Annotated in this window: 16 protein-coding genes and 1 tRNA gene; 4 read left to right on the forward strand and 13 right to left on the reverse strand. The window is 41.6% G+C overall.

Annotated elements, in window-relative coordinates:
* Positions 1 to 37: 37 nt before the first annotated feature.
* The 6 genes from V470_07010 to V470_07035 all read right to left on the reverse strand — a co-directional run bounded on the left by V470_07010 (position 38) and on the right by V470_07035 (position 5,719).
* Positions 38 to 1,315, reverse strand: coding sequence for a peptide ABC transporter permease (locus tag V470_07010; protein AHZ48166.1), 1,278 nt, complete (start codon positions 1,313 to 1,315; stop codon positions 38 to 40).
* A 134-nt stretch (positions 1,316 to 1,449) separates the two neighbouring features.
* Positions 1,450 to 2,061: a CAAX protease gene (locus V470_07015; GenBank protein AHZ48167.1), complete on the reverse strand. Its 612-nt coding sequence runs from the start codon at positions 2,059 to 2,061 to the stop codon at positions 1,450 to 1,452.
* 271 nt (positions 2,062 to 2,332) lie between these two features.
* Positions 2,333 to 2,418, reverse strand: a tRNA-Leu gene (locus tag V470_07020).
* Between the two features lie 80 nt (positions 2,419 to 2,498).
* Complete coding sequence (locus tag V470_07025; GenBank protein AHZ48168.1) at positions 2,499 to 3,074, reverse strand: isochorismatase; 576 nt, start codon at positions 3,072 to 3,074, stop codon at positions 2,499 to 2,501.
* The gene (locus tag V470_07030; protein AHZ48169.1) at positions 3,074 to 3,862 is read right to left on the reverse strand and encodes a transcriptional repressor CodY; all 789 of its coding nucleotides are present in this window, start codon (positions 3,860 to 3,862) and stop codon (positions 3,074 to 3,076) included. The genes V470_07025 and V470_07030 overlap by 1 nt, the downstream gene beginning before the upstream one ends.
* A 282-nt stretch (positions 3,863 to 4,144) precedes the next feature.
* A complete protein-coding gene (locus tag V470_07035) occupies positions 4,145 to 5,719 on the reverse strand; it encodes an RNA helicase (protein AHZ48170.1) in 1,575 nt (524 codons plus the stop codon).
* A 314-nt stretch (positions 5,720 to 6,033) separates the two neighbouring features.
* Between V470_07035 and V470_07040 the strand changes: the two genes are divergently transcribed.
* The 4 genes from V470_07040 (at position 6,034) to V470_07055 (ending at position 10,902) form a co-directional block, all read left to right on the forward strand.
* Positions 6,034 to 7,350: a pyridine nucleotide-disulfide oxidoreductase gene (locus V470_07040; protein ID AHZ48171.1), complete on the forward strand. Its 1,317-nt coding sequence runs from the start codon at positions 6,034 to 6,036 to the stop codon at positions 7,348 to 7,350.
* A 216-nt stretch (positions 7,351 to 7,566) separates the two neighbouring features.
* A complete protein-coding gene (locus V470_07045; protein ID AHZ48172.1) occupies positions 7,567 to 8,910 on the forward strand; it encodes a UDP-N-acetylmuramyl peptide synthase in 1,344 nt (447 codons plus the stop codon).
* The gene (locus V470_07050; GenBank protein AHZ48173.1) at positions 8,910 to 9,692 is read left to right on the forward strand and encodes a glutamine amidotransferase; all 783 of its coding nucleotides are present in this window, start codon (positions 8,910 to 8,912) and stop codon (positions 9,690 to 9,692) included. Before V470_07045 ends, V470_07050 begins: the two co-directional genes overlap by 1 nt.
* 127 nt (positions 9,693 to 9,819) lie before the next feature.
* The gene (locus V470_07055; GenBank protein AHZ48174.1) at positions 9,820 to 10,902 is read left to right on the forward strand and encodes a dipeptidase; all 1,083 of its coding nucleotides are present in this window, start codon (positions 9,820 to 9,822) and stop codon (positions 10,900 to 10,902) included.
* A 40-nt stretch (positions 10,903 to 10,942) separates the two neighbouring features.
* Here V470_07055 and V470_07060 read toward each other — a convergent pair whose 3' ends face one another.
* The 7 genes from V470_07060 to V470_07090 form a co-directional block, all read right to left on the reverse strand.
* On the reverse strand, positions 10,943 to 11,404 hold the full coding sequence (locus tag V470_07060; protein ID AHZ48175.1) for a membrane protein: 462 nt from the start codon (positions 11,402 to 11,404) through the stop codon (positions 10,943 to 10,945).
* Positions 11,382 to 12,155: a phosphomethylpyrimidine kinase gene (locus tag V470_07065; protein AHZ48176.1), complete on the reverse strand. Its 774-nt coding sequence runs from the start codon at positions 12,153 to 12,155 to the stop codon at positions 11,382 to 11,384. The genes V470_07060 and V470_07065 overlap by 23 nt, the downstream gene beginning before the upstream one ends.
* The gene (locus V470_07070) at positions 12,145 to 12,894 is read right to left on the reverse strand and encodes a pseudouridine synthase (GenBank protein ID AHZ48177.1); all 750 of its coding nucleotides are present in this window, start codon (positions 12,892 to 12,894) and stop codon (positions 12,145 to 12,147) included. Before V470_07070 ends, V470_07065 begins: the two co-directional genes overlap by 11 nt.
* A gap of 99 nt (positions 12,895 to 12,993) precedes the next feature.
* Positions 12,994 to 14,145 (reverse strand): MFS transporter, encoded by a 1,152-nt coding sequence (locus V470_07075; GenBank protein ID AHZ48178.1) that lies wholly within the window; start codon positions 14,143 to 14,145, stop codon positions 12,994 to 12,996.
* Between the two features lie 112 nt (positions 14,146 to 14,257).
* Entirely contained in the window at positions 14,258 to 14,881 is a 624-nt protein-coding gene (locus V470_07080) for a membrane protein (GenBank protein ID AHZ48179.1), read from the reverse strand.
* A gap of 2 nt (positions 14,882 to 14,883) precedes the next feature.
* Positions 14,884 to 15,222 (reverse strand): protein PhnA, encoded by a 339-nt coding sequence (locus V470_07085; protein AHZ48180.1) that lies wholly within the window; start codon positions 15,220 to 15,222, stop codon positions 14,884 to 14,886.
* A 208-nt stretch (positions 15,223 to 15,430) separates the two neighbouring features.
* Positions 15,431 to 15,949 (reverse strand): ferritin, encoded by a 519-nt coding sequence (locus V470_07090; GenBank protein AHZ48181.1) that lies wholly within the window; start codon positions 15,947 to 15,949, stop codon positions 15,431 to 15,433.
* Positions 15,950 to 16,134 lie beyond the last annotated feature (185 nt).

Genomic DNA, 16,134 nt, shown 5'->3' on the forward strand with positions numbered 1-16,134 from the left:
TAAGACTGACACGGTTTGAAGAGATTTTCGAAGAGTATTAACTAATAGATGATAAAATTTCTTTTGGCGATTTTCTAAATAAGAATACGAAACAAAGGGCTACTGATAAGCAACCAATCAGGAGCAGAAAGACATAGGATTCTGCAAAGGATAGGAGACTGGTTGATAGACCGCTTGCTTTGGCCAGCGTGTCCTGTAAGGTTGCCTGATCTCCACTGGCTAGTACAGTTTGGAGCAGATAGGATGTGATGGCATTTCCAGCGATAAAGGATGGAAGCAAAGCTCCAAGAGATACCAACACTACTTCTAAACAGAATTGTAGGAAGATTGAACTCTTGCCTTTTCCAAGTGCGAGTAGAATCCCCACTTCGTAGACCCTTTCTCTCAACCAGAGGGACAAGACCAAAATTAAGGCTCCAGCTCCAGCTATCAACATCCCATAAAGGAAGATGGTGAGGAAGGTTTGGAAGGTTGCCACTGAGTCTTTAATTTGTTCAAAGGCCTTGTTTTCCTTCTCAACTTGGTAACCTTGACTTTCTAAAGCCAAGTTTTCCACCTGCTTCATGAGTCCGTCCATTTCCTTAGGATTTTCTACATAGAAGCGCGCTGCACTAACTTGAGGCTCACTATTTCCCAAAAGGGTTTGGCTACTTTCATAGTCAGTAAAGACTTGGTTTTCACTGAAGTCAGAAGATAAGCCTGTGAACTTTTCTTGTTTTTTACCAGAAAAGATACCGACAATTTCAAACTCAACTGTTTGCCCTTTTCCAGCTTCTGACTGACCAGCATCCAAGCGAATCTTGTCATGAAGCGAAAGACCGTTCTTCTTGGCCAACTCTTCGTGGATAAGGATTTTCTTGGAATCCCCTTTTTGAAGGTGTCGCCCTTCTTTTAGATTGAAAGCCGAACTGGTAAAGGTGACATCCTTGGATGAATCCTCGAGAGCCGTTAAGCTAACCAAGTTCTTGTCCGCGGCTGACAAATCATCACGTTCTACGCTCTGCTCACCACTCACCGCTTCCTTGTCTTTCAGTTTTGCGACCGTTTCGAGTTCAGGAGAGACATTTTCCAGTCCCTTAATCTTGCTCACGGATGCAAGGTCAGACAACTTGAAGGTCTGTCCATTTTCGATCTTTTTGATAGAAAAAGAAGTATTGAGTGATTTGTAAAGATTGCTTTCTACTGTTTTGTTGGACTTCATCAGAGTCAAACAGGCTGAAATTCCTGCTAAAAGGACAAATAAAATCAGAAATAAAATAAAACTTCTCAGTCGTTTTCTGCTGACATAAGCCCAAGCTCTTTGGATTGGATTCATTTGTCACCTCCATATTTGTAAGACTATTATAAAATCCAAATATGAAATGTTTATGAAATCAAAAATTTTTTTTGATTTATTTTTTGAAAAAAAGCTGGTATTTCTACCAGCTCCATTTTTATAACTGTATCCACTCAAAGCAAAGAAAATGCAGAAACTAAACCAGAGAGGATGTTGGCTGTGGCATGCATTAGCCAACTTGGTAAAATTGATCCTCCTGCTATCTTTTCATTAACAAAACCAAGATAAGCTGCTATTGCTCCAGTAAAAAATACAATGAAAAAAGTGACTTCCAAACTCACTACTGAAGCAAATAATACTCCATGAAGCAATCCAAAAGCGAAAGCCTGTATGGTATTTGCAAAAACAAACGGCATGTGATTTGCCATTCGTTTCAGTAGAAAACCTCTAAATAATAGTTCCTCTGGTAAAGATGTTTGCAAAATACTGTAAATTAGAATACTTGGTAAAGCCTTATATTCCATAGCAGAAAAAGCCGAAGTAGCTGTTTCTAGACTACGCGTAAGAGGAAAGATAAGGATAGAAAAAATAGTAAATAAGGAAAATCCCCCCACCATCCATAAAATCAGATGCAAAGTTTTTACTCTTTTGATAGCTTTTAGTCCGATCCATTCCATAAACGGAACTTTCCCCCTCATAGTCATAAACCACCAGATAGAAGGTAGTAAAATAATAAAGAGAATTTGAATAAAGGCGCTCATTATTCGCTGAAGTTCATTAACCATCGTAATCCTCCTTTACACTTTTGAAATACTCATTTCAAATACCAAATGACTATCTAGTCCTCCTTTCCTACCTTTTATACAACTTTAACTAAACCTATTAGCATCCATTACTCGATGATCTTTCATATAAGACTTTTTACTGTTACTTTCTATCTATATTATAGCACTATTTATAAAGAAAAAGAAAAAACAAGAAAGGTAGACCTCTCTTGTTGAATAGTCACTATATAAGCTAACAAAAAAGAGCTAGCCAAAGCTAACTCTTACCCTATGCGGAGAGAGGGACTTGAACCCTCACGACCTAAAGCGGTCACAGGATCCTTAGTCCTGCGCGTCTGCCAATTCCGCCATCCCCGCGTCGATTACTTTACTAGTATATCAACTTTCAAAATCTTTGTCAACACTTTTTTCAGATTTTTTTCATTTTTCCAACAGGCTTATAGTTCAATTTCAGCAAGGTTTTCATCCAGTAATTTGGCTCCCAATGTGTTCTTAAAATGCCCAAGAGCAAACTGATGATTTTCTGGCCAAATAGAGGCAACCGCAGGCTTGACAATCTCTATTTGATAACCTAAATTATAGGCATCAATAGCCGTATGAAGGACGCAAATGTCAGTCAACACACCAGTCAAAATGACCGTATCTACCCGACGTTCCCGCAAACGGATATCTAAGTCCGTTCCTGAAAATGCTGAATAGTGACGCTTGTCCATCCAAAAGACACGACTATCCGCCTCATGCTCAGCATAAAAGTCAGCTAGGGGGCCATAAAGGTTACGCCCACTAGTTCCGATGATGTTGTGTGGTGGAAAAAGCTTGCTTTCTGGGTGGAATGTATCCTTCTCCTCATGAGCATCAATGGTGAAAAAGACATAGTCTCCACGATTAAAAGCTAATCTGGTTGCCTGATAAATGGCTTTTGATATTGCTTGAGCAGGTGCTCCAGCAGTTAGCTTTCCATGGTCTGCTACGAAATCCTCTGTATAGTCAATCGAGATTAAAGCCTTTGCCATTAGTAGTCCCTCTTTTTCACTTCCTCAAAAATATCACCAATTAGAACTTTGAGATAAGTCCCCTTCATTCCTAATGAACGACTCTCAATAATTCCCGCAGACTCCAATTTACGAAGCGCATTGACAATCACTGAGCGTGTAATGCCAATACGGTCTGCAATAACTGATGCAGTCAGCTGCCCTTCATTTCCATCCAATTCAGCTAAAATAGCTGATACGGCACGAAGTTCTGAATAGGAAAGGGTGTTGACCGCCATAGTAACAGCTGTACGACGGCGAATATTTTTCTCATCTTCTTCACGTTGGAAGTTCAACAGTTGAATCCCTACCACCGTGCTCGCAATCTCGACAAGGATCAAATCTTCATCTTCAAATTTCTTGTCATTGCGCCAAATGATCAAGGAACCTAGACGAATCCCTGATACATGAATCGGAGCGATGGTCGTCAAACCATCTGGAAAGTCCGCACGGCTCTCTACAGGGAAAATGGTCAAATCATGTTCAACAGGAAGATTTGCTTCCGTGTCGTAAATCATGTTTGCCCCTTGTACATAGACCTCAGGGAAGGTTTTAGTTTGGAAGAATTGTTCTACACGGTCATTATTGGTCTTATACCGCATAAAGTAGCCCAAGAGACGTCCCTTGTTATTCACAATACAAGCGTTACAATCAATAATATCAGCTAACTGGCGTGTGATCGCATTGTAAGGAAGTTCATCTTGGAGTTGCTCTTCTGAGCGCTTTAGAATAGACGTGATTTTTCTTGTTTTTTCTAATAAATGTGCCATTTTTTACCTCGCATATAATCGCTTCCATTATAACATAGAAAAGTCTTTATTTCAATAATTATCTGAAAATTGCTTATTTAATTACAATTTTGAACAGCAAAAATATTTTAGAAAAAAAGCGATTTTTTTATTGACATCCTATTTTATTTTTGATATTATAACATTATAAGAAGATGACATGATAAATCCCTTTCCGTTTCACCTATCCTTTACTATCACCATCTTCTTTTACTATCGGTCTCCTTATATATAAAAGCGATTCACAGTGTGAATCGCTTTTTTCTATTTGTCTCCTTTGTTACGAATAACAAAGCCGGTCTTCTTTTCGCTTGAAGTGTTGCGAGGTTTTTTATTGTCTTTATTACGGTAACGTCTGTCTTTATCAAAACGATCGTTCCCACGACTGCCTTTTTTGAAATCATCACGGCGACCACTACGGCGATCACGGTCTCGACGGTCGTCCCCACGACGGCCTCCTCGACCTCCCTTGCCTTTGCCACCAAAGCCATTACCTGATGGTTTAAATGGCAGTGGTTTTTCACGCGCAATCTCCACTTCAGGAAGGCTGTCTGGATCTTGGACTGTCAGACTCAAGATATACATAGCCAATTCTTCTGGACTAAATTCTGCAGCCAATTTACGAGCATCTTTAGCAAATTTCTCAAAGTTCCCACGAATTGCTTCGTCTGCGAAGTCTCGTTCGATTTTCTTGAGCGCTACTTGTTTCTTAGCTTGGAAGGCTTCTTCTGCTGTCGCTGGTTTCAAGCCTTTCATGCGTTTCTTAGTCAAGTTTTCGATGATTTGAAGGTAGCCCATTTCATTTGGAGAAACAAAGGTAATAGATTGACCTGACTTACCAGCACGACCTGTACGACCGATACGGTGAACATAACTTTCAGGATCTTGTGGAATATCATAGTTGTAGACATGAGTCACACCTGAGATATCCAAACCACGTGCTGCCACGTCTGTCGCAACTAGAACATCAAGATTACCATTTTTAAAATCACGAAGGACACGAAGACGTTTATTTTGGTCTAAGTCACCATGAATCCCTTCTGCACGGAAGCCACGGATTTTAAGCCCACGAGTCAATTCATCTACACGGCGTTTGGTACGACCAAACACGATAGCAAGCTCTGGTTGTTCAACATCCATGAGACGTGTCATAGTATCAAATTTTTCTTGTTCCTTGACACGGATATAGTACTGGTCCACCAGCTCTGTTGTCAATTCTTTGGCAGCAATCTTCACATGCTCAGGCTCTTTCATAAACTGAACACCGATACGTTTGATAGCATCTGGCATCGTTGCTGAAAAGAGTAAGGTTTGACGACTTTCAGGGACACGAGAGATAATAGCTTCGATGTCTTCTAGGAAGCCCATGTTGAGCATTTCGTCCGCTTCATCAAGGATGAGGGTTTCAATATCGTGCAATTTCAAAGCCTTGCGTTTGATCAAGTCCAAGAGACGACCTGGTGTTCCTACAACGATATGAGCACCCGACTTAAGGGCTTTGATTTGTTTTTCAATGCTTGAACCACCGTAAACTGAGCGAACTTTCACTCCCTTGCTACGACCAAAGCGGAAGAGTTCTTCTTGACTTTGAACAGCGAGTTCACGAGTTGGAGCGATGACCAAGGCTTGAATAGTTGCTTCTTCTGTACGGATTTTTTCAAGGGTTGGCAAGCCAAAGGCTGCGGTTTTCCCTGTACCAGTCTGGGCTTGACCGATAACGTCTTTCCCCTCAAGAGCCAATGGAATGGTCTGTTCTTGGATGGGACTTGCTTCTACAAATCCAGCTTTTTCAATCTCTGCTAGCAAATCAGCAGACAAGTTAAATTCATTAAATTTCACGTTTTTCTTCTTTCTAAAGATGGTGCGAAGCCATCCTATAGCGCTTAGTATATACTTTTCTTTTCATGATGTATCTTCTTTAAAAACGAGATACCGTGTTGCTTCTTTTCCACGAAAGAAAAGTACGAGTTTCTTTGCAACCTATCTAGTATAACACAAGAGCGGGGCAAAAGATAGTAGAATCTTTAAGGAAAATCATGTAAACGATTTTCCACAAATATAAATACAGCCTTATATGATTCGTTTCTCCGTAGCGGAATTGTGCAAAAGTTTTTTTCTTGTGCTAGAATGAAATCAAACAGGAGGATTAAAAAATGTTAACATACGATTTAATTGTTATTGGATTTGGTAAGGCTGGTAAAACACTAGCTGGTAAATTGGCTTCAGCTGGCAAAAAAGTTGCCCTCGTTGAACGTAGTAAAGCTATGTATGGCGGAACTTGTATCAACATCGGATGTATCCCAACTAAGACCTTGTTAGTTGCTGCTGAGAAAGATTTGTCTTTTGAAGAAGTCATTGCTACCAAAAATACCGTCACTGGTCGCCTTAATGGTAAAAACTATGCAACTGTTGCGGGTACAGGCGTAGATATCTTTGATGCGGAAGCACACTTCCTTTCAAACAAAGTCATCGAAATCCAGGCTGGTGATGAAAAGAAAGAACTCACTGCTGAAACTATCGTTATCAACACTGGTGCTGTTTCAAACGTCTTGCCAATCCCTGGACTTGCTACAAGCAAAAACGTCTTTGACTCAACAGGTATCCAAAACTTGGACAAATTGCCTAAAAAACTTGGTGTCCTTGGTGGCGGAAATATCGGTCTTGAATTTGCAGGCCTTTACAACAAACTTGGAAGCAAAGTTACAGTCCTAGATGCCTTGGATACTTTTCTACCTCGAACAGAACCTTCCATCGCAGCTCTTGCTAAACAATATATGGAAGAAGACGGCATTGAATTGCTTCAAAACATCCGTACTACTGAAATCAAAAACGACGGTGACCAAGTTCTTGTCGTAACTGAAAATGAAACTTACCGTTTCGATGCTCTTCTCTACGCAACTGGACGTAAGCCAAACGTAGAACCACTTCAACTTGAGAATACTGATATTGAACTAACAGAGCGTGGTGCTATCAAAGTCGACAAACATTGTCAAACAAACGTTCCTGGTGTCTTTGCAGTTGGAGACGTCAATGGTGGACCTCAATTTACCTACATTTCACTTGATGACTTCCGTGTTGTCTACAGCTATCTTGCTGGAGATGGCAGCTACACTCTTGAAGACCGTCTCAATGTGCCAAACACCATGTTCATCACACCTGCACTTTCACAAGTTGGTTTGACTGAAAGCCAAGCAGCTGATTTGAAACTTCCATACGCTGTTAAGGAAATCCCTGTTGCTGCGATGCCTCGTGGTCACGTAAATGGAGACCTTCGCGGAGCCTTCAAAGCTATTGTCAATACTGAAACAAAAGAAATTCTCGGTGCAACTATCTTCTCAGAAGGTTCACAAGAAATCATCAACATCATCACTGTTGCAATGGACAACAAGATTCCTTACACTTACTTCACAAAACAAATCTTCACTCACCCAACCTTGGCTGAGAACTTGAATGACTTGTTTGCGATTTAAGTTGAGACTGATTTGTTAGCTAACAGCCCTCGTCGGGCTGTTTTTGTTTCTGCGAAATCTCATACTCTTCGAAAATCAAATTCAAACTACGTCAGCTTCACCTTGCCGTACTCAAGTACAGCCTGCGGCTAGCTTCCTAGTAGCTTCCTAGTTTGCTCTTTGATTTTCATTGAGTATCAAATCTGTCTTTTCCCTCTTTTATGATATAATAGAAACATGAAATTAAAAACTACTTTGGGCCTTCTTGCTGGGCGTTCTTCTCACTTCATCTTGAACCGTCTTGGTCGTGGAAGTACGCTCCCAGGAAAACTTGCCCTCCAATTTGATAAAGATATTTTACAAAATCTAGCTAAGAACTACGAGATTGTCGTGGTCACTGGAACCAACGGGAAAACCCTGACAACTGCTCTCACTGTCGGCATTTTAAAAGAAGTCTATGGTCAGGTTCTGACCAATCCAAGCGGTGCCAATATGATTACAGGGATTACGACAACTTTCTTGACTGCCAAATCCTCTAAAACTGGGAAAAACATTGCCGTTCTAGAAATTGATGAGGCCAGTCTTTCTCGTATCTGTGACTATATCCATCCTAGCCTTTTTGTCATCACTAATATTTTCCGTGACCAGATGGACCGCTATGGTGAGATTTACACGACTTATAAGATGATTTTGGATGCCATTCGTAAGGTGCCTACAGCCACTGTTCTCCTTAATGGTGACAGTCCACTTTTCTATAAGCCAGCTATTCCGAATCCAGTTCAGTATTTTGGTTTTGACTTGGAAAAAGGACCAGCCAAACTGGCTCACTACAATACCGAAGGGATTCTCTGCCCTGACTGTCAAGGCATCCTCAAATACGAGCACAATACCTATGCAAATTTGGGTGCCTATATCTGTGAAAATTGTGGCTGCAAACGTCCTGAATTAGACTACCGTCTGACAGACTTGGTTGAGTTGACCAACAACCGCTCTCGTTTTGTCATTGACGGACAAGAATACGGAATCCAAATCGGTGGACTTTACAACATCTACAATGCCCTTGCTGCAGTTGCCATCGCCCGTTTCCTCGGTGCAGATTCGCAACGGATCAAACAAGGATTTGATAAGAGCAGAGCCGTATTTGGTCGCCAAGAAACCTTCCATATCGGTGACAAAGAATGTACTCTTGTCTTGATTAAAAATCCTGTTGGCGCTACCCAAGCTATCGAGATGATCAAACTAGCTCCTTATCCATTTAGTTTATCTGTTCTCCTCAATGCCAACTATGCTGATGGGATTGATACTAGCTGGATCTGGGATGCGGACTTTGAACAAATCACTGACATGGACATTCCAGAAATTAACGCTGGAGGTGTTCGTCATTCTGAAATCGCTCGTCGTCTACGAGTGACGGGCTATCCAGCTGATAAAATCACTGAGACGAGCAATCTGGAGCAAGTTCTCAAAACCATTGAGAACCAAGACTGCAAACATGCCTATATCCTAGCTACCTATACTGCTATGCTGGAATTCCGTGAACTGCTGGCTAGTCGTCAGATTGTTAGAAAGGAGATGAACTGATGGTTTATACTTCACTTTCCTCAAAAGCTGGCAACTACCCTTATCAGCTCAATATCGCCCACCTCTATGGAAACCTCATGAATACCTACGGGGACAATGGTAACATCCTCATGCTCAAGTATGTGGCTGAAAAACTGGGAGCCCATGTGACGGTTGACATCGTTTCTCTCCATGATGACTTTGATGAAAATCACTATGATATTGCCTTTTTCGGTGGCGGTCAAGACTTTGAACAAAGTATCATCGCAGGCGATCTACCCGCCAAGAAAGAAAGCATTGACAACTACATCCAAAATGACGGTGTGGTTCTCGCTATCTGTGGTGGTTTCCAACTATTGGGCCAATATTATGTTGAGGCTTCAGGCAAACGTATCGAAGGACTCGGTGTCATGGGCCACTACACCCTCAACCAAACCAATAATCGCTTTATCGGTGACATCAAGATTCACAATGAAGATTTCGATGAAACCTACTACGGATTTGAAAATCACCAAGGTCGTACCTTCCTTTCTGATGACCAAAAACCGCTGGGACAGGTGGTCTATGGAAATGGAAACAACGAGGAAAAGGTCGGCGAAGGGGTTCATTATAAGAATGTCTTTGGTTCCTACTTCCACGGACCTATCCTCTCTCGTAATGCCAATCTGGCTTATCGTCTAGTCACTACTGCCCTCAAGAAGAAATACGGCCAGAACACCCAACTCCCTGCCTATGAAGATATTCTCAGCCAAGAAATCGCTGAAGAATACAGCGACGTCAAAAGCAAGGCTGACTTTTCTTAAACTAAAGAAAACTAGACCAAAGAACTCCCCTATCTTGTCGGAGTTCTTTTTGTCTGTTCTTTTACCCTTCTCCCTTGCATTTTCTCTCTTTTTTTGCCAAAATAGAGGGGTAGAAAGAAGGTAGCATATGTCTAAATTACAACAAATCGTAACATATCTTGAATCAGAAAAACTAGACGTCGCTGTCGTATCTGACCCCGTCACTATTAATTACCTCACTGGCTTTTACAGTGATCCCCATGAACGCCAAATGTTTCTCTTTGTTCTAGCGGATCAGGAACCTCTCCTCTTTGTTCCAGCTCTCGAAGTGGAGCGTGCAACCAATACTGTTTCCTTCCCAGTTGTGGGCTATGTGGATTCTGAAAATCCATGGCAAAAAATCAAAAATGCTTTGCCTCAGCACGACTTCAAACGTGTCGCTGTTGAGTTTGACAATCTCATCTTGACCAAATACCATGGTTTGAAAACAGTCTTTGAGACTGCTGAGTTTGAAAACCTCACTCCTCGCATCCAACGCATGCGCCTCATCAAATCAGCTGACGAAGTGCAAAAAATGATGGTTGCAGGGCTCTATGCTGATAAGGCTGTAAAAGTTGGTTTTGACAATATTTCTCTTGATAAGACAGAGACAGATATCATCGCCCAAATCGACTTTGCCATGAAACGTGAAGGCTATGAAATGAGCTTTGATACCATGGTCTTGACTGGCGATAACGCTGCAAATCCGCACGGAATTCCTGGTGCAAACAAGGTCGAAAAAGACGCCTTTCTCCTCTTTGACCTCGGTGTCATGGTCAATGGCTACGCATCAGATATGACTCGTACTGTCGCTGTCGGTAAACCTGATCAATTCAAGAAGGATATCTACAACTTGACACTTGAAGCTCAACAAGTTGCCCTTGACTTCATCAAGCCAGGTGTGACTGCCCATGAAGTTGACCGCGCTGCACGTGAAGTCATTGAAAAAGCTGGTTACGGTGAGTACTTCAACCACCGTCTCGGTCACGGTATCGGTATGGATGTCCACGAATTCCCATCTATCATGGAAGGAAATGACATGGTCATCGAAGAAGGCATGTGCTTCTCTGTTGAACCAGGTGTCTATATCCCTGGTAAAGTCGGCGTTCGTATCGAAGACTGTGGTGTTGTTACCAAGGATGGCTTTGACCTCTTTACAAGCACCAGCAAAGATTTGCTTTATTTTGATTAAATCTAGACAAGCAAAAAGTCAGCTATTGAAGCTGACTTTTTTATTTTATCTTCTTGACGCTCTGAAAGACTACAAATCCTACAACCATACCCAAGGTATTTTGCAGGAAGTTTGGAAGGATTTCTGGTAAGGCTGCTGACCAGCCATTCATTAGGGTTGAGCCCAGAGCGTAGCCACTTACCATGACGATAGTAGCTAAGACTAGGCCCAGCCATTGCCATTTCCCTTTAAAACCTGCAAAATATCCTTGCAAGCCATGGTTTACCAAGCTAAAGAACATCCACTGTGGAAAGCCTGATAAAAGGTCAAGCAGAAAAGCTGCTAGTCCTCCAACGACGGCCCCTTCTTTACTGCCAAAGTAAAAGGCAGTAAAGAAAATACCTGCATCCAAGAGAGTCAATATTCCTGTTGGCGTTCCAATTTTCAAGTAATAACCTAGGACTACTGAAAGAGCGGTTAGAAGAGATACAAGGGCGATTTTAGTTGTTTTGGTTTGCTTCATATTGTCTTACTCCATATTGATCTGCTTGTGCAATAGCACGGTAAACGAAAGCTTTTGAGCTCTCTACTGCTGGTAAAAGTTCATCCCCTTTAACCAAGTGACTGGCGATGCTTGAGGCAAAGGTACAACCTGCACCAGCATTTTGACCTTGAATGACAGGATTTTCTAGAACTGTAAAATTTTGTCCATCATAAAAGACATCTACAGCCTTGTCCTGACTAAGGCGATTGCCTCCCTTGATAATGACTGCTGGCGCTCCTAAATCATGCAATTTCTGCGCTGCAGCTTTCATATCTTCCAAAGTTTTGATTTTCTGACCCGCCAACAATTCTGCTTCAGGAAGATTTGGCGTAATCACACTGACATGAGGGAAAAAGAGAATCAACTCTTTACAGAGTTGGCTGACTGCCACATCATGGGTTTCCTTGCAGACCAAGACGGGATCCAATACAACAGGCACTCCTGGACGTTGCTTGATAAAGTTCAAGGCTTTCTCAGCCACACTGACAGTAGGGAGAAGACCAATCTTAATCCCTGCAAATTCCACATCACGCAAGCTATCCAATTCATGTTTAAAAATGGCATCGTCAGTTGGAAAGACTTCAAAGCCCTTTTCGGTCAAGGCCGTCAAACAAGTGACAGCTACAAAGCCATGCAAGCCGTTTAAGGTATAGGTGGCCAAATCAGCTGACAAACCACCACCACTAAAAATATCATTCCCAGAAAGGGCTAAAATACGATTATTCTTCATAACGAATCTCCTTTAAATACAAGCCATTTGGTGCCGCCGTTGGACCTGCTAGCTGCCTGTCCTTCTTCTCCAAAATCAAGTCAATCTGCTCAACTGGCATTCGATTATTTCCGATTTTGAGCAGTGTCCCCACCATATTGCGAATCTGCTTATACAAGAAACCATTTCCCGAAAAGGTAAAGGTCAAAAACTGCCCTGTCTCATCAACTGTTAGACTTGCTTCTGTGATGGTCCGAATCTTGTCCTCAACACTAGTCCCAGAGGCTGTAAAACCGGTGAAATCATGGGTTCCCTCTAGCTTTTTGATTGCCATCTGCATCCGCTCCACGTCGAGCGGATAGGGAAAGTGAGTAGCGTAGTGACGACGCATAGGATTTTTGGGACGTCCTCTATCCACGATAAACTCATAGGTCTTGCTGTGCTTGGCATAACGGCAATGAAAATCATCTGCCACAATCTCAATTGAAATCACATCGATATCTTCTGGTGACTGGGTATCCAGAGCAAAACGGAGTTTTTCCTCATCCATCTGATAGGGCAGGTCAAAATGAATAACCTGACCAAGAGCATGGACCCCACTATCCGTCCTACCAGCACCGTGTACAGCGATGGCTTGCCCCTTATTGAGTCTTGTTAAGGTTTTCTCAATTTCCTCTTGAACGCTCCGCGCATGAGGCTGGCGCTGAAAACCAGCAAAGGCATAACCATCATAGGAAATGATTGCTTTATATCTTGTCATAACTTCTATTTTATCAGGAAATAAAAGTGTAAACAAGTTTAAAAACCAATAATTGTCTGGGTACAAAATTTCCAGAAAGAAAAACTTAGGAAATTAATCCTAAGCTCTCTTTTGAAGTGCGTACATAACAAAGATAGAAGTGACAATCAACCAGCAGCCTAGAATGGTGAAGACCAACATACCGTTTTGAGTCACCAAACCAATCGCTCCAAGAATGAAAGGTGTCGTGAAGGCTCCAAAGCTACATCCTAGCACTGCAAAAGATGTTGCCTGATTAAGGAGCTTGGCTGGGATTCTTTCAGAAAGAAGCTGAAAGACAGTGGTCAAGGCCACACTGTAGGAAAAACCTGCCACAACACTTCCAACTACCATCACACCCAATGACGGAGACAAGGCAATCACAATTTGCCCCAATCCAAAGGTGATACCTGACCAAAGGAGCAACCTTTCTTTAAACAGAGAGATAAAGAAAGAAAAACTCACACCTGCCAAGATACCAATCAACTGCATGATACTTAAAACCAAGCTCGATAACTGGGCATCCCCTAGACTTCTTTCCACCATCAGACTAGGAATACGAATGGTGATAGCTGTGTTGGTGCAGACAACAACTGCTGCTTCGACAGCCAATAGAAAAATCAAGCCTTTCATCTGTCCTGTCAAACGAGTTGTTTCGGCCTCTTTTTTCTTTGTTTCTTTCTTTTCTTTCCCATAAGGGACAAAGAGCAGATAAAGGATCAATACTAAAAATCCTGCACTGTAGGCCAAGAAGGTCACTGTCCATCCCAAGGATAAGAGTTGACCGACCACTAGAGTCAAAATCGATGCCCCGACAACTTCTGCTGATCCGCGAAGACCCAACATCTGGATCCGTGTCTTTCCATGATAGCGTTCGCTAATGATGGAAATGGCCTTGGCATTAATCATTCCAACACCCAAGCCAAATAAAATCCGCATCGCAAAGACAAAGTTGTACTCCTGATACCAGAAAGGGGCAGTTCCACCGATAGAAAGGATGAGAAGTCCTAGACTAATCTGAAGTCGCTCAGGAAATAACCGCTCCAAAAACCCATTTAAAACCAGCATAATCATAATTCCAAAAGAAGGAAGACTGACCAGGAGCTCGATTTGTTCTTTGGGATAGCCTTGATAGTAGTCAAACATGGCTGGCAGAGCACTTGAGATGGAAAAGGAGGTAATCAAAACGAGGGAGAGGGCCAAAATACTAGCCCGTTCTAAATATTGTTTCATGAATTTTCTTTCTGTATATTTCTCACTGTTGATCCTTTTAAAAGGAAGATGGCAAGAAAAGAAGGAGCCCGATTGAACTAGAGACTCCGTCCTAACTTTCCTAATAGGAAGACTATTTTCGCTTGATTTGCTTGATCAGATAGAAGATGAAGCCTGCAACCATATACGCTGCAAAAATGATCAAACACCATTTGATAACCACGTCCCAACCCTTGTTCACATTTAAAAAGAAATAAGGGAAGGGATTGTCCTTGGAATTCGGAATATTGAGTTTTAAGACCAGGCCGTTAAACAAGGCAAAAATCATATAAACTAAGGGCAAGATGGTCCACAAGACTGGATCCCAGATCTTGTATTGACCCCGTTTATCAAAGAAGAGGGTGTCGGCTAAAAACCAGAGTGGAACGATATAGTGGCAAAGGAAATTTTCCACACGGTAAAAGTCTGTCGCGATCGGAGCAAGCATAAAATGGTAAATCACACAGGTAATCATGATACTCATGGTAACGCCACCCTTGAGACGAAGCAAGGTCGGACTTTGCCAATTTTCACCTGAACGGCTCATCACACGGAGCAGACAGCCCGTGAAAATCGTTACCAAAAGATTGGACAACACTGTGTAGTAAAGGAGCATACCAAAGCCACCGTGCTTGGTAATCTCCAAATAAACTCCTGTAAATGCCGCTAAGAACAAGAGGACACGACTATAAAAGATAAATTTATAATTCAGTTTCATGGCTAGATTTTCTTAACAAATTCTGACTTGAGTTTCATAGCTCCAAAACCATCAATCTTACAGTCGATGTTGTGGTCACCTTCTACGATACGGATATTTTTAACGCGAGTTCCTTGTTTCAAATCCTTTGGCGCACCTTTTACTTTCAAGTCCTTGATTAAGGTTACAGTATCGCCGTCAGCCAATTTATTTCCATTGGCATCGATAGCAACTACACCTTCGTCTACTTCTGCAACTTCAGCAGGGTTCCATTCATAGGCACACTCTGGGCAGGTCAAGAGACTTCCATCTTCGTAGACATATTCTGAATTACATTTTGGGCAATTTGGTAAGTTGTTCATAAGTCCTCCTTAAACTAACAATTATTCTTTAAAATTCATATGTTATTGAACAGCAACTATTATACCGTAAAATCCTACTTTTGACAATGTGTCCTAAGTCCAGCAGACAAAAAATCATGCAACTGTTTACAGTTACATGACTTTTAAAAGATGATTGCTCATGGGCGCTTATCAAGCGCCTCATGATAAAAGGGGTAGCAACTATATTTTACAAACCAGGAGCTTGTCCAAGTTCTGCTGCAAGCATCCAAACTGTTTTCTCAAGTTCAGCCTTAGCACCAACAAAGATATCGTTTGTAACATCATCGCCTTCTTCATCAGTCACATCCAAAGCTTTTTGGAAAAGCGTGATGAGGTAGCGATAAATCGCTAGAACACGTTCCAAACTTTCTTCAACGTTACGGAATTTTCCTTCTTCTTCTTCGATTTCACTGTGTTGAAGGAATTCTGTCAAAGTTGAGTAAGGTTTGCCACCAAGGGTGATCAAACGTTCGCTGATTTCGTCAAGATAGCCATCAAGGCTGTCCATGTATTCATCCATTTTTGGATGCCATACGAGGAAACCACGACCACGCATATACCAGTGTACTTGGTGAAGGGCAATGTGAGCCACATACAAGTCCGCTACTGCTTGGTTCAATACTTCCTTTGTTTTTACCAATGCTACTGGCGCTGTCTTAGATAATGTTGTTACGTCTTTTAATGCATCTTTTTTCAATTCAACCATTTTTTTCACCTCATAATATTATTTTTGTAACCATATTTATTGATTACTACCTCAGTATACTACACCTAGTAGACAAAAGCAAGAAAATTAACCCATATTAAAAAAGTTGTAATAGACTGATAATTTAAGAAAAATATACAGTCTTTAAAAAAAAGACAGTCTTAGAAGACTGTCTGAAATAACTG

The organism is Streptococcus sp. VT 162 (assembly GCA_000688775.2).
Taxonomy (GTDB): domain Bacteria; phylum Bacillota; class Bacilli; order Lactobacillales; family Streptococcaceae; genus Streptococcus.

Coding starts and splice junctions, on each gene's coding strand:
- V470_07010 (AHZ48166.1), bottom strand. CDS start 1,315: ATGAATCCAATCCAAAGAGCTTGGGCTTATGTCAGCAGAAAACGACTG.
- V470_07070 (AHZ48177.1), bottom strand. CDS start 12,894: ATGACAAGATATAAAGCAATCATTTCCTATGATGGTTATGCCTTTGCT.
- V470_07060 (AHZ48175.1), bottom strand. CDS start 11,404: ATGAAGCAAACCAAAACAACTAAAATCGCCCTTGTATCTCTTCTAACC.
- V470_07025 (AHZ48168.1), bottom strand. CDS start 3,074: ATGGCAAAGGCTTTAATCTCGATTGACTATACAGAGGATTTCGTAGCA.
- V470_07050 (AHZ48173.1), top strand. CDS start 8,910: ATGGTTTATACTTCACTTTCCTCAAAAGCTGGCAACTACCCTTATCAG.
- V470_07090 (AHZ48181.1), bottom strand. CDS start 15,949: ATGGTTGAATTGAAAAAAGATGCATTAAAAGACGTAACAACATTATCT.
- V470_07040 (AHZ48171.1), top strand. CDS start 6,034: ATGTTAACATACGATTTAATTGTTATTGGATTTGGTAAGGCTGGTAAA.
- V470_07085 (AHZ48180.1), bottom strand. CDS start 15,222: ATGAACAACTTACCAAATTGCCCAAAATGTAATTCAGAATATGTCTAC.
- V470_07075 (AHZ48178.1), bottom strand. CDS start 14,145: ATGAAACAATATTTAGAACGGGCTAGTATTTTGGCCCTCTCCCTCGTT.
- V470_07065 (AHZ48176.1), bottom strand. CDS start 12,155: ATGAAGAATAATCGTATTTTAGCCCTTTCTGGGAATGATATTTTTAGT.
- V470_07030 (AHZ48169.1), bottom strand. CDS start 3,862: ATGGCACATTTATTAGAAAAAACAAGAAAAATCACGTCTATTCTAAAG.
- V470_07015 (AHZ48167.1), bottom strand. CDS start 2,061: ATGGTTAATGAACTTCAGCGAATAATGAGCGCCTTTATTCAAATTCTC.
- V470_07080 (AHZ48179.1), bottom strand. CDS start 14,881: ATGAAACTGAATTATAAATTTATCTTTTATAGTCGTGTCCTCTTGTTC.
- V470_07055 (AHZ48174.1), top strand. CDS start 9,820: ATGTCTAAATTACAACAAATCGTAACATATCTTGAATCAGAAAAACTA.
- V470_07045 (AHZ48172.1), top strand. CDS start 7,567: ATGAAATTAAAAACTACTTTGGGCCTTCTTGCTGGGCGTTCTTCTCAC.